This window comes from Solimonas aquatica (assembly GCF_900111015.1).
Lineage (GTDB): Bacteria > Pseudomonadota > Gammaproteobacteria > Nevskiales > Nevskiaceae > Solimonas > Solimonas aquatica.
In genome coordinates this window covers 174,691-188,103 of sequence record NZ_FOFS01000001.1, presented here as the reverse complement: position 1 = coordinate 188,103, position 13,413 = coordinate 174,691, and the positions used below count along the sequence as shown (strand labels likewise).

At 65.2% G+C, this 13,413-nt stretch carries 10 protein-coding genes; all 10 read left to right on the top strand.

Annotated elements, in window-relative coordinates; translation table 11 throughout:
* Positions 1-83: 83 nt before the first annotated feature.
* The 10 genes from BMY12_RS00775 (at position 84) to BMY12_RS00730 (ending at position 13,343) form a co-directional block, all read left to right on the top strand.
* A complete protein-coding gene (locus BMY12_RS00775; protein WP_143068790.1) occupies positions 84-3,116 on the top strand; it encodes a TonB-dependent receptor in 3,033 nt (1,010 codons plus the stop codon).
* Between the two features lie 113 nt (positions 3,117-3,229).
* Positions 3,230-5,986: a TonB-dependent siderophore receptor gene (locus BMY12_RS00770; RefSeq protein ID WP_093280703.1), complete on the top strand. Its 2,757-nt coding sequence runs from the start codon at positions 3,230-3,232 to the stop codon at positions 5,984-5,986.
* A 26-nt stretch (positions 5,987-6,012) separates the two neighbouring features.
* A complete protein-coding gene (locus BMY12_RS00765; protein ID WP_177188777.1) occupies positions 6,013-6,777 on the top strand; it encodes a DUF3450 domain-containing protein in 765 nt (254 codons plus the stop codon).
* Positions 6,777-8,159 carry a MotA/TolQ/ExbB proton channel family protein gene (locus BMY12_RS00760; protein WP_093280697.1) on the top strand — a complete coding sequence of 461 codons (1,383 nt, stop codon included), beginning with the start codon at positions 6,777-6,779 and terminating at the stop codon, positions 8,157-8,159. Before BMY12_RS00765 ends, BMY12_RS00760 begins: the two co-directional genes overlap by 1 nt.
* Positions 8,152-8,673, top strand: a complete 522-nt coding sequence (locus tag BMY12_RS00755) for a MotA/TolQ/ExbB proton channel family protein (RefSeq protein WP_093280694.1) — start codon at positions 8,152-8,154, stop codon at positions 8,671-8,673. Before BMY12_RS00760 ends, BMY12_RS00755 begins: the two co-directional genes overlap by 8 nt.
* 48 nt (positions 8,674-8,721) lie before the next feature.
* Complete coding sequence (locus tag BMY12_RS00750; RefSeq protein WP_245732290.1) at positions 8,722-9,108, top strand: ExbD/TolR family protein; 387 nt, start codon at positions 8,722-8,724, stop codon at positions 9,106-9,108.
* A gap of 21 nt (positions 9,109-9,129) precedes the next feature.
* Positions 9,130-9,546, top strand: a complete 417-nt coding sequence (locus BMY12_RS00745; protein WP_093280689.1) for an ExbD/TolR family protein — start codon at positions 9,130-9,132, stop codon at positions 9,544-9,546.
* A 7-nt stretch (positions 9,547-9,553) separates the two neighbouring features.
* Positions 9,554-10,261 (top strand): energy transducer TonB, encoded by a 708-nt coding sequence (locus BMY12_RS00740; RefSeq protein WP_093280686.1) that lies wholly within the window; start codon positions 9,554-9,556, stop codon positions 10,259-10,261.
* A gap of 14 nt (positions 10,262-10,275) precedes the next feature.
* On the top strand, positions 10,276-11,562 hold the full coding sequence (locus BMY12_RS00735) for a tetratricopeptide repeat protein (RefSeq protein WP_093280683.1): 1,287 nt from the start codon (positions 10,276-10,278) through the stop codon (positions 11,560-11,562).
* A 200-nt stretch (positions 11,563-11,762) separates the two neighbouring features.
* The gene (locus BMY12_RS00730; RefSeq protein ID WP_093280680.1) at positions 11,763-13,343 is read left to right on the top strand and encodes an amidase family protein; all 1,581 of its coding nucleotides are present in this window, start codon (positions 11,763-11,765) and stop codon (positions 13,341-13,343) included.
* Positions 13,344-13,413: the final 70 nt, after the last annotated feature.

Here is a 13,413-nt window from a genome sequence, read left to right as displayed (position 1 = left end):
GACGCCGCGCGCATCCAGACCGGTAACAGCCCTGCGCGCTGTTGCATGGCCATATTCCGCGCAAACAGGCCGGCGTGATCGCAATGTCGATGATCGAGCCGTTCGAATCTGAATTCAGCCGCTGGCGCCGCCGCCCGCTGCGCCTGCTGCTGGCGGCGCTGCTGGCGGCCGGCGGCGGCCATCCGCCGACGGCCTGTGCGCAGGTTGAAGCCGACACGCTCAATCCCTATTTCCGGATTCCCGGCGGCACGCTGGCCGATGCGCTCGACCGCTTCAGCGAGCAAAGCGGCCTGCAGCTGATCTACGGCGCCGATCTGCCGCGACAGCGCCCGACACCGGAAACCGTGGGCGCCATGCCGCCCGCCGAGGTGCTCAACCGTCTGCTGGCCGGCACCGGTCTGCGCTGGCGTCTGCTCGACGGCCGCACCGTCGCCATCCAGCGTCCCGGCAGCGAACCGCCCCAGGCACCGGGCATCACACGGCCCTCGCCCGTGCTGCCGCCGGCCTACACACCACCGGCACTTCAGACCGGGCGCATGGAGCTGAGCGATATCACGGTGGTGGAGGACCCCAGCCGGGTGCTGCCCGCCGAACTCAGCCGCTCCGCCTTCGGCTTCAACAAATCACTGCTGGAGACGCCGCGTTCGGTGAGCTTCATCAGCGACGAGAGCATCGATCTGTTCGGGCTCTCCGCCGTGGAGGATCTGGTGCGCGTGGTGCCCGGCACCTATACACCGACGCGCTTCGGCATCCAGGGCGGCGTGGACGTGCGCAATGTGCCGGCGGACACCTTCTTTCGCGGCATGAAGCGGCTCAACCTGCAGGGCCACACGCCCACCGTGCTGTCGGCGCTGGATTCCATCGAGGTGGTGCGCGGGCCGCCCTCGCCGATTTACGGCATGGGCAAGATCGGCGGCTACACCAATGTCATGCCGCGCTCGGGGCGGGCCGCCGACGGCCGCTATCTGGACAGCTCGCGCCTGCGCATGCGCGCGGTGGTCGGCAGCTACGAGCGCAGCGAACTCAGCGCCAATGTGCAGGGCCCGCTGAGCCTGCTGGACCTGCATGGCGGCTATCAGCTGTTCGCGATGATGCTGAACTCCGAAAGCTATGCGCGCGGCGTGCCGCTCGATGCCAAGCTCGCGCAGGCCACCATCAGCCTGGATGATGTCCTGGGCCATGTGCGTCTGGAAACCGGCTTCAGCGCGCAAAGCTCGCGCAGCGCCGGCGCGCTGATCGGCCGCTTCACACAGGACCTGGCCGATCACGGCCGCTACATCCGCGGCGTGCCGCTGGTGAATCTGGATCTCAACGGCAACGGCAGCATCGGCTATCTGGAATACAACACCGCCTCGCCGGCGCGCGGCGCGCTGAGCACCTACAACCAGGCGCTGATGCAGCGCTGGAACTGGCCGCTGGATGCCCAGGGGCAGCCGCTGCCGCTGCGCGACTTTCCGCGCGTGGCCGGCATTCCGCAGGCGATGTACGACTATCTGCAGACGCATCCGCAGGCCGATCCCACCGGTGCGCTGCGCGCGCAAGGCGTGGGCGGTCCGCTGCCCGCCAGCGGCTATCTGCCGGTGGGCTTCGTGCTGGATCCCGCCACCGTGGGCTTCGACCATCTCGACCGCCGCCGCTTCGCCGCCTTCGAACGTGATCTGCACGCCGATCTGTTCACCGCCTTCATCGACCTGATCGACGATCACGATCCGGATTTCACCGTGAAGAACCAGCTGTTCTTCGACGGCATGGATCAGTACAAGATTTCCGAACAGCCCTTCGGCACCGACCAGAGTCCCTGGGTGGTCGAAGACCGCCTGACCCTGACCCACCGCGCGCAGGCGCTGCCCTCCTGGCTGCGCCTCAATACCCTGGGCGCGCTCAATGTGCGTTACACCGACTCGCCTTCCAGGCAGTGCTTCGGCGATTTCAGCACCCACCGCAGCGACGCCATGGCAGCCACCTGGGTGGACGCGCGCGGCGGCATGACACCGAACAGCACCTTCACCAACTGCCTGGTCAATTCCGATATCGACAAGGACGGCGCGCCGGTCACCGATCATGGCCGCACCCGCCTGCTGGAGATCGGCGCGGGCCTGATGTTCGACGCCGAGCTGCTGCGATCGCTCGATGTGATGCTCGGCGCTCGTCAGGATGTTTCGCTGGCGCGCAATATCGAATATGCCGACACCGTCGCAGTGGGCGGCACCTCGGCGGCGCCCGGCATGCCGGCACAGGGCAACAGTGCAGTGCATGGCTGGGATCAGGGCGCGTCCTGGTCGCTGAGCGTGTCGCCGCATCTGCCCTACGATCTGCGCCCCTATGTCACGATCGCGCAGGCCAGCCTGACGCTCGACAACAACGCCAACCGCCTGCCCAATCCGGTGATTCAGGCCGGACACATCGGCCAGTCGCGACTGAGCGAGGTGGGCATCAAGGGCATGCTGCTGGACCGGCGCCTGTTCATCAGCAGCGCGGCCTACGAACAGCGCCGCATCAATGTGCATGTGCCGGATGATCCCACCATCACTGCCGAGGTTTCCTCCACCATCACGCGTGGCTGGGAAACCGAGATCAAATGGGTGCCGGCACGCAACTTCTTCACCTCGCTCTACGGCCTGGTGCAGAAGACCGTGTATGCGCCAAATCGCGGCGGCTCGATTCTGATCGACGCACGCAGCCTGGGTTTCGAGGATGTGCGTGATCCCGCCACCGGCGCCGTGGTGTATCCCGCCGAAGCCTTCCTGTTCGGCGGCCGCGCCTTCGTGCAGCTGCCACCGAATCTCAATGCCTATCGCGAAAAGCAAGGCAATCCCAACACCCAGCTCGGCATGACCCTGCAGGCGCGTCTCGACAACGGTCTGGGCGCGAGTCTCAGCGGCAACTATTTTTCCAGCGTCTACGCCGGCCGCCTGCGCCTGATCCGCCTGCCGCAGGCCGTGGTGCTCAACGCCGGTCTGCAATGGGACCGCCGCGTCTGGCAGCTGCGCCTGGACGCCTTCAATCTGTTCGACGAGCAATACTTTCGCGCCCGCAACGGCGACACGCTAGCCGACCTGCCGGTGTCCGCGATGCCGGGACGACGCTTCCAGTTTTCGCTGGCTGCCAGCTTCTGAGCAGCGGCGCCGACGTGCACCCTCAGGTAGGGGAGACCACGCAAGGTCACGTCTGATTCTCCGAATACAGCGCTTGACCAGTGACAAGCGCCTGCCTCTTCAACGGAGATGATATGCGTCAACCTCTGCGTAAGCCCCGCCAAGGGACATTCCGCTTCGCTCTGAGCGATATCGCCCTTGCGATTGCCGCGTTCACGGCAAGCGGCGCCGTACAGGCACAGACCGACAAGGCAGCCGCCACCCCCGTCGCCACGGAAGGTTCTTCGCTCAGCGACATGGTGGTCACCGAGGATGCCTTGAGTTCGCTGGTCAACGAGTCCACGGGCTCTTCGATCGGCTTCACCAAGCCGATTCTGGAAACGCCGCGCACCGTATCCTTCGTCAGCTCCGAGCAGCTGAGCCTGATGGGCATCTCTTCCGTGGACGATCTCACCCGCGTGGTGCCCGGCACTTTCACCACCACGCGCTACGGTCTGCAAGGTGGCATCAACGTCCGCGGTGTGGCCGCCGACATGTACTTCCGCGGCATGAAGCGCATCAACATGCAGGGCCATGCACGCACCTCGCTGGCGGCGATGGATTCCATTGAAGTCATCAAGGGTCCGCCCTCGCCGATCTACGGCATGGGCAAGATCGGCGGTTACAGCAATCTCACACCGAAGTCCGGACGCGCCAAGATGGGCGCCTACGCCGACAAGCTCACCGGCTTTGCGCAGATGGTGGGCGGCGACTACTCCAAGTCGGAAATCTCCGCCGGTGCGGGCGGCCCGATCAATGTCCTGGACCGCAACGGCGGCTTCTACATCTACGGTCTGGTGGAAAACTCCGGCAGCTTCGTCGACAAGGTCGGCGCGCAGCAGCGCATCCTGCAGGCCACTTTCTCGCTGGACAATTTCCTCGGTCCGTTCCGTCTGGAAACCGGCACGCAGATCCAGAACTCGATCACCTCCGGCGCGTACATGAACCGCGCCACGCAGGCCTTGATCGATCGTGGCGTGTACATCTCCGGCCAGCCGCTGGTGAATCTCGATTCCGGCGCATCACTCAACGGCAGCCTGCTCGGCGCCGGCGACGGTGCGGTGGGCTTTCGTGAAACGCATGCCAACTCGCCGATCCGTGGCAACGTCAGCGGCGGCAACCGCCCGCTCAACCAGACCTTCAACTGGCCGACCTGCTCCTACGGTCTGTGCCGTCCCGACGACTTTCCGAAGATTCCGGGCATTCCCACCCTGCTCTACGACGCCATTCAGGCCAATCCGGAACTCGCTGCCAGCCCGCAGGGACAGGCGATGCTCGCCGCCGGTCGCGGCGGCCCCAAGCCGGGTTCGGCCACCTCTTCCCAGCAGCTGCCGATCGGCTTTGCGCTGGATCCGCGCACCATCTCGCTGGTGCCGGTCAACTATCACCGCAACGGCTCCTACGAACGCATCCAGGACGCCAAGCTCGGCCTGCTGTTCTTCGATCTGGTCTACGACAAGAATCCGGACTCGACGGTGAAGAGCCAGTTCTTCATGGATCATCTCGATTCCTTCAAGAACTCCTATCTGCCCTATGGCGAAAAGCAGGACATCCGCCTGTGGGAAGAGAAGATCACCTTCACGCAGCGCATTCCCGACGAGATTCTGCCGCAGTGGCTGCGCGTCAACAGCCTGGCCTCGCTCAACTACCGCCGCACCGCCGGCGAGATCCGCAGCTCCGGCGGCGACTTCGACTATCGCCAGGACGTGATGTTCCGCAAGGGCAATCACTATCCCAACACCATCTTCTGGAACCAGCTCGACAACGAAAGCTTCGAAACCGGCGCACCGGTGACCACTGCGCGCTGGAGCGCCTTCAACGAATTCGGCGCCGGCCTGATGTTCGACATCGACATCTTCAAGAACACCAATGTGGTGCTGGGCGCGCGTTACGACCGCTCGCGCGCCAAGGCCACCGATTTCCGCCGATTCAACGAAAACGCCAGCAACGCCACCACCGCGAGCTATCTGCCGGAACGCACGATTCACGGCTGGGACGGCGGCAAGTCCTGGAGCTTCTCGATCTCGCAGAAGCTGCCGCTGGGCCTGCGCCCCTACTTCACCCGCGCCATCTCCAGCGTCTCGCTGGACGGCGCCAACAACATCATGGTCTACGACACCGTCGCGGCACCGGGCGGCCATATCGGCGATGCCACCCTGGTGGAGTACGGCCTGAAGGCGGGCTGGTTCAACGACCGCCTGTTCCTCACCGTCGCCAACTACAAGCAGACCCGCACCGACATCTCCAGCGCCGCCGATCCCACCGCCAGCGCCGAAGTCTCCAGCACCGAGACCAAGGGCACCGAGGTGGAGCTGAAGTGGAATCCGGACAAGCATTTCTCGGTGCAGGGCTATGCCGTGCTGCAGAAGGCCGAGTACATCGTCGATCAGTCCGGCGCGTATGAATTCAACGGCCGCGATCTGGGCTTCCAGGACGTCTACGACTCCGCCGGCAATCTGGTCTATCCGGCCGAGGCCTTCCTCTACGGCGGCCGCGTGCAGATGAACATTCCGGCCGATGTGCTGAAGGGCTACCGCAAGCGCACCGGCACGCCGGACAAGCAGGCCAGCCTCAACCTCAACTACAACTTCGACAACGGCGTGGGCCTGATGTTCGGCGGCACCTGGTTCTCCTCGGTGTACGCCGACCGCCTGCAGCGCATGAAGCTGCCGCAGTCCACCACCGCCAACGCCGCCATGACCTACGACTGGCGCAAATGGCAGTTCAAGCTCAACGCCTACAACCTGTTCGACGAGATTTACTTTCGCGCGCGCAACTCCGATACCGGCACCAATCTTGTATCGGTAATGCCGGGCCGTCGCCTCGAATTCACCCTGAAGATGGATTTCTGATCCGGGAGCAGCACTTCATGTTTTTCATGCATAAACATCGTGTCGGTCTGATTGCAGCAGCGGTATGCGCGCTGTCCGCCTCGCAGCTCGCCGGCGCCGTCGAGCACGAGAAGGTCAAGACGGTGATCAGCGAACAGACCCGCAACGAGGAAGCCGCCAAGGCTTCGCAGGCCAAGGTCACCAAGCTCGACGACGAGGCCAGCGGCATGCTGGCGGAGTACCGTCAGGTTTTGGCTGAGCAGCAGAGCCTGAAATCCTACAACGATCAGCTCGCCATCCAGGTGAAGTCGCAGAACGAAGAGCTGGCCTCGCTGCAGAAGCAGCTCGATGAGGTGGGCCAGACCGCGCGCGATGCACTGCCCATGGTCACCCGCATGCTGGCCACGCTGGAAAAGTTCGTGAGCCTGGACATGCCCTTCCTGCCGGAGGAGCGCGCCAAGCGCATCGCCGGGCTCAAGGAGATGATGAGCCGCGCCGACGTCTCGCTGGCCGAGAAGTACCGGCGCGTGGTCGAGGCCTATCAGATCGAGATGGAGTACGGCCGCACCATCGAGGCCTATCAGGGCAAGGTGGGCGAGAAGACCGTGGACTTCCTGCGCGCCGGCCGTGTCGCTCTGCTCTACCAGACGCTCGACGGCAAGGAAACCGGCTACTGGGATGCCGGTGCCCGCAAATGGGTGGCCGCGCCGGAGTACGGCGACGACATCAAGGCCGGTCTGAAAATCGCCAAGAAGCAAGCCGCGCCTGACTTTCTCGCGGTTGCCGTTCCCGCTGCCAAGGAGATCAAGTAATGTTCCGCGCGCCATTCAAAGCGACGCTCATCGGCCTCGCGCTCGCCTTCGGTGCATCGGCGTTCAGCACCTGTGCATCCGCCGCTGCGCCGGGCAATCTCGACGAGCTCCTGCAGCAGACCCTGAACTCACGGGATCAGGAAGCCAGCCTCAATGCCGAACGCGAATCGCGCTTTGCCGCCGCCCGCGACAAGCAGGCCGCACTGCTGGCCGAGGCCAAGGCCGAACTCGCCGCCGAGCGCAAGCGCGGCGCGGCGCTGACCGGCGGCTTCGACGCCAATGAGAAGCGCCTGGGCGAGCTGACGGCGGAGCTGGAAGCGCGCGCCGGCAATCTCGGCGAGATGTTCGGCGTGGTGCGTCAGGTGGCCAACGACTTTTCCTCCGTGGTGCGCACCTCGATCATCAGCGCGCAGTTCCCCAAGCGTCAGGACTTCGTGACCGAGCTGGCACAGAGCAAGGCCCTGCCCTCGATCGAAGTGCTGGAGCGCTTCTGGTTCGAGATGCAGCGCGAGATGACCGAGAGCGGCAAGGTGGTGCGTTATCAGACCAAGGTGGTGATGCCGGACGGCAAGCCGGTGCCGGCCAGCGTGGTGCGCGTGGGTCCGTTCACCGCCAGCACCGGCGGCAAGTACCTGAGCTATCTGTCCACGCAGGGCCAGCTGGCGGTCATGGCGCGTCAGCCCACGTCCAAGTTCACCGACGCGGCGGAGGAAGTGGAGGAAGCCAAGTCCGGCTTCGTGCGCGCGATGGTCGATCCCACCCGCGGCGTGCTGCTGTCGATCTACTCGCAGCGTCCCAACATCAAGGAGCGCATCGACCGTGGTGAGGCGGTGGGCTACATCATCATCCTCGTCGGCCTGATTGGCGCGGGTCTTGCGATCTATCAGTTCACCTATCTGATGATGGTGCGTGCCCGGGTCAAGCTGCAGCTCGCCAGCATCGAGTCGCCCAAGACGGACAACCCGCTGGGCCGCGTGCTGGCCACCTTCCAGGGGAGCGCCGCCAAGCTCGAAGAGGACGCCGAAATCGTGGAACTGCGCATCTCCGAGGCCGTGCTCAAGGAGGCGCCGAAGCTGGAACGCTTCCAGTCCTTCCTGCGCCTGGCGGTGGCCGCGGGTCCCCTGCTCGGCCTGATCGGCACCGTGGTCGGCATGATCGTGACCTTCCAGAGCATCACCGAATCGGGCTCCTCCGATCCCAAGCTGATGGCCGCCGGCATCTCGCAGGCCATGATCGCCACCGTGCTGGGCCTGGGCATCGCCATCCCGCTGCTGTTCGCCAACGCCTGGCTGACCTCGATCTCCAAGTCCATCCTGCAGATTCTCGACGAGCAGAGCACGGGCCTGCTGGCCGGTCGCCTGGAGGCGGCGCGCCATGGCTGATCTGCTCGCCCCCTACGAGGCCATGGTGGAGATGCGCCACCTGGGCGGGCCGGTGGTGATGGCGATCTTCACCGCCTGCCTGGTGATGTGGACCCTGGTGATCGAGCGCTACTGGTTCTTCACCGGCGTGCTGCCGCGCCAGACCGAGCGCCTGCTGATGGAATGGCAGGCGCGTCCGGAGCGCAGCAGCTGGATCGCGCACCAGATCCGCAAGGCGATGATCTCCACGCTCAACTCCGGCATGTCGGCCAACATCCAGCTGCTGCGCGTGCTGGTGCCGCTGTGTCCGCTGCTGGGTCTGCTGGGCACGGTCTCGGGCATGCTCAATGTCTTCGACGCCATGGCCGCCCGCGGTTCGGCCGATGCGCGCTCGATGGCCAACGGCGTGTCGGAGGCGATGATCTGCACGCTCACCGGCCTTGCGGTGAGCATCTCCGGCCTCTACCCCGTGCACTACTTCCGCCGCCGCGTCCGTCTGGAGACGGAGCGGCTCGCGGACCGCTTCAGCTTCTGATCAACGGGAACCATCATGCGATTGCGCAAGCGCAGACTCGGAGTGGAAATGGGCGACGAGACCGGCATCGATCTCGCGCCGATGCTGGACTTCGTGCTCAATCTGCTCATCTTCTTCATCATCACGGCGGTGTTCCTCAAGGAAGTGGGCATCACGGTCAGCCGGCCCAATGCCTCCAACGCCGAGAAGAAGGAGTCGAGCAGCATCGTGGTATCCATCGATGCGCGCGGCGACATCCTGGTGGACCGCAAGCTCACCGACGAGCGTTCGGTGCGCGCCGCGATTGAACGCCTGCACGCCCAACGTCCCGAAGACGCGGTGGTGGTGGTGGCCGACAACCACGCGCCCACCGGCATTCTGGTCTCGGTGATCGACCAGGTGCGTCAGGGCGGTGTGATGGGCGTGTCCATCGCCGCTTCGCAACCCAATTCCTGAAGACCCACTCAAAGGCCGATTATGCAAGCGCACCGAGCCGCCGCACATGAAAGCGAGGACACCGGCATCGACCTCGCGCCGATGCTGGACTTCGTCCTCAATCTGCTGATCTTCTTCATCATCACCACCTCCTTCGTGAAGGAATCCGGCATCACCGTCACGCGCCCCGAGGCACTGACCGCCGAGAACAAGGAAAACGGCAACATCCTGATCGCCATCCGTCCCAACGGCGATGTCTGGATGGACAAGCAGCGCATCGACGTGCGCGATGTGCGTACCGCCATCGAGCGTCTGCACATCGAACGTCCCGAGGATACGGTGGTGATCATCGCCGACAAGGACTCTCAGACCGGCGTGCTGACCAAGGTGATGGATCAGGTCAAGCAGGGCGGCATCCAGGAAGTCTCCATCGCCGCCGCACCGCCGGCGGGAGGCTGATGCCGCCATGTCCATTCCGATGAATCAGATGCCCCTGCCCTCCGACCCCAGCTCGCACAAGACCTTTGCCGAGATCCTGCGCTCCAGGGATGTGCGCCGGCCCAGCGGCTGGATGCCGGCCTTCGGCGGCGCGCTGGCGCTGTCCCTGGGGCTGTTCTGGCTGATGCACACGGTGATTCACGTCAGCGGCATGGGTCCGCAGAAGAAGGAACAGTTGCAGACCATCGACTTCGTGCGCCTGAAGCGCGACAGCGATGTCACGCCCAACGAGCGCCGCAAGCCGCCGCCACCGCCGCCGCCGAAGTCGCCGCCGCCGCCCGCCAAGATGTCGGTGGCCACCGATGCGCCGGTGGGCGGCCCCGGCATCGCCGCGCCCGGCAGCCTGGACCTCAGCGCCGACAGCGGCGGCCCGGCCAGCGGCGGCGCCAGCGCCAATATGTTCGACAGCGATGCCGTGCCGCTGCAGCGCGTCAACCCGATGTATCCCAACGAAGCGCGCCGCGCCGGCATCACCGGTTATGTGCGTCTGCAACTGACCATCGCGCCGGATGGCAGCGTGCGCGCCGCCAAGGTCATCGAGTCCAAACCCAAGGGCCTGTTCGATGCGTCCGCCGTCACCGCGGTGCTCAAGTGGCGCTTCAAGCCCAAGGTCGTCGATGGCGTGCCGGTGGACTATGTCGCCACGCAAAGAATCGCCTTCGATCTGAACAAGTAGGCGGAGCACCAGCCATGATCGTCAATCGCAAGCTTCCTTCGTTTTCGTCCCGCCTGATTCCTCTGCTGCTGAGCCTGGCCTGCGCGGGCAACGCACAGGCACAGCCGGTCGCCGCACAATGCGGCGCGCCGCCGCAGCCGGTGGCCTCGATGAGCGATGCCACTTACGATGCCGTGCGCCGCGCCACCGACCTGCTCGCGCAGAAGAAGCAGGATGAGGCCATCGCCAAGCTCAGCGCCTTTACCGAGCGTGGCGAGCCTTTCGACAAAGCCATGATCCAGTACAACCTGGGCGTGGCCTACAGCGCCAAGGAAGCGTATCTGCCGGCGGCCGAAGCCTTTGCCAAGGCGCTGGCGTTCAAGGTGCTGCCGCAGAACCAGAGCGAGCAGCTGCAGTTCAATCTCGGCCAGCTCTATGTCGCGGCGGGCCAGTACGAGAAAGGCACGCAGGCCCTGCAGCAGTATCTGGCGCAGGCCTGCGGCACGGTGGCGCCGGAGGCGCATATGTTCCTGGCCAGCGCCCTGGCCGAGCAGAAGCGCTACGAGGAAGCCATTCCGCAAGTGGATCTGGCCTTGTCCAAGGTCAAGGCCCCGAAGGAGAACTGGCTGCAGTTCAAGCTCGGCGCGCAATACGAAATGAAGCAGTACCGCGAGGCCGCCGAGACCCTGCTGCTGCTGATCTCGCTCAAGCCCGACAAGCCGGACTACTGGAAGCAGCTCTCCGGCGTGCTGCTGGAGATGGACGACAAGGCCCAGGCGCTGGCGGTGATGGCGCTGGCCGAACGGCAGGGCTTCATCAACAAGCCGGCGGATCTGTTCAATCTCTACAACATCTACATGATCATCGATGTGCCGGTGAAAGCCGGTCTGTTGATGGAGCAGGCGCTGGCCGAAGAGAAAATTCCGGCTGACGAGAAGTCGCTGGAAGCGGTGGCCAATGCCTGGATCAATGCCCGTGAAGCGGACAAGGCCGAGGCCGCCCTCAAGCGGGTCGCGGCGGTGGCGGATCGCGGCGAATACTACTTCCGGCTCGGCGGCATGTATGGCGATCAGGAGCGCTGGAAGGAATCCAGGGAGATGCTGGAGCTCGCGCTGGCCAAGGGCAATCTCAAGCGGCCGGGCGATGTGCATTTCCGTATCGCGGTGGCGGATTACCGCCTGGGCGATCTCAAGTCCGCCGTCGCTTCGCTGCAAAAGGCGCAGGGCTACAACGAAACCCGCACGCAGGCTGGCGAATGGCTGCGGCAGCTGACGGCGGAACTGCAGGCGCAGCAGTCGGTGGCGGTCGCAGGATCGAGCTGAGACGCAACGCAGCCGGGCCGTGGCGCGCTCAGCATCCAGGGCGGCCTGGCGGCGGCGCCGCGCAAGCCGCGGCGCCTCGCCATGGCGGCTTGCGGCGCCGGTGCGTGCATGAAAGGCGGCTCACCGCGCAAAAAAACCTGAGGTGGGGCGCGTGCTTTCGCAAGCAGTCTAGCTAAGACCGCTCGCCGAGGAATCCCACCATGTCTCCGCTTCGCCATTCCCGCACCCGCCTGGCACTCGCCCTGACGCTGGCACTTTCACTGCCACTGCCGTTCAAGGCGCAGGCTGCCACGTTTGATCTGCAGACCGCCACGCTGGCCGACATCAACGCCGCCATGGACGCCGGTGCGCTGAGTTCGGAAAAACTCACGCAGCTGTATCTGGCGCGCATCGCCGCCTATGACAAGAGCGGGCCGAAGATCAATGCCGTGATCACGCTCAATCCCGCTGCGCTGGAAACCGCACGCGAACTGGACGCCGAGCGCAAGGCCAAAGGGCCGCGCTCGCCCCTGCATGGCGTGCCGGTGGTGCTCAAGGATTTGTACGACACCAAGGACATGCCCACCAGCGCCGGCTTTCTGCCGATGAAGGACTCGCGGCCGATTCTCGATGCCACCGTGGTCGCGCGCCTGCGTGCGGCCGGCGCCATCATTCTGGCCAAGGTCAATATGAGCGACTGGTTCGGCGTGCCCAAGCCCGGCGATCAGAGCACGGTGCTGGGCCGCACGCTCAATCCCTACAATCTCGCGCTCACGCCCGGCGGCTCCAGCGGCGGCACCGGTGCGGCGCTGGCGGCAGGCTTCGCGCAGGTCGGACTGGGCAGCGAAACCGGCGTGTCGATCCGCAATCCCACCTCCAACAACAGCATCGTGGGCCTGGCGCCGACGCGCGGCCTGATTCCGCGCGCCGGCCAGGTGATGACCTCGTTCACGCAGGAACGCGCCGGCCCCATGGCGCGCAGCGTCTATGACGTGGCGGCACTCACCGAGGCCATCGCCGGCTTCGATGCCGAAGACCTGCTGACCATCAACGCGCCGGGTCATGCACCGGCCCAGCCTTACACGCATTTTCTCGACGCCAGGGGCTTGCGTGGCGCGCGCATCGGCGTGTTCCGTGATCTGTTCCGCCAGGGGCCCATTCATGCCGAGGGCGTGGCGATGATCGAGGCGGCGATTGCGAAGATGAAGGAGGCCGGCGCGGTGATCGTGGAGCCGGTGAGCATGGGCCTGGATCTGTTCGGCCTGCTCGCCGACACCCGCACCAACTACTACGAGGCGCAGTTCTCCTACGATCTGTATTTCCGGCGACTGGGCCTGACCGCGCCGATCCGCAACATGGACGAGCTGATTGCCAAGGGCGGCAAGCTGGTGAAGCCCAGCATCGTGCAGGCTTATGGCGAGTTCCGTTCGCTGATGCATCAGCCGGACTTCCTCGCGCGTCGCGACACGCAGGAGATGCTCAGGGAACAGGCCATTGCGCTGATGGATCGCCACAAGCTCGATGTGCTGGTCTATCCCTTCAAGAGCGTGCCGCCACCGCCGCATCTGGAGCGCGGCGTGGACCAGGACAATCCCTTCAGCTCCGTGACCGGACTGCCGGCGCTGCTGGTGCCGGCGGGTTACACCAGGAAGGAAAACGGCCCCATCGCCATTGAATTCCTCGGTCGTCCCTGGAGCGAGCCCACGCTGTTTCGCATCGCTTATGCCTACGAGCAGCTGAGCAAGGTGCGCAAGCCGCCGGCGAGCACGCCGTCGCTGCCCGGCGAGCGTTTCGAATACTGATCGCGGCGCCGACGTAGGGGCATGCGGCTGGTGCCGCGTCTGAACTGGAGCCGGCAGATCCAGCCGGCGT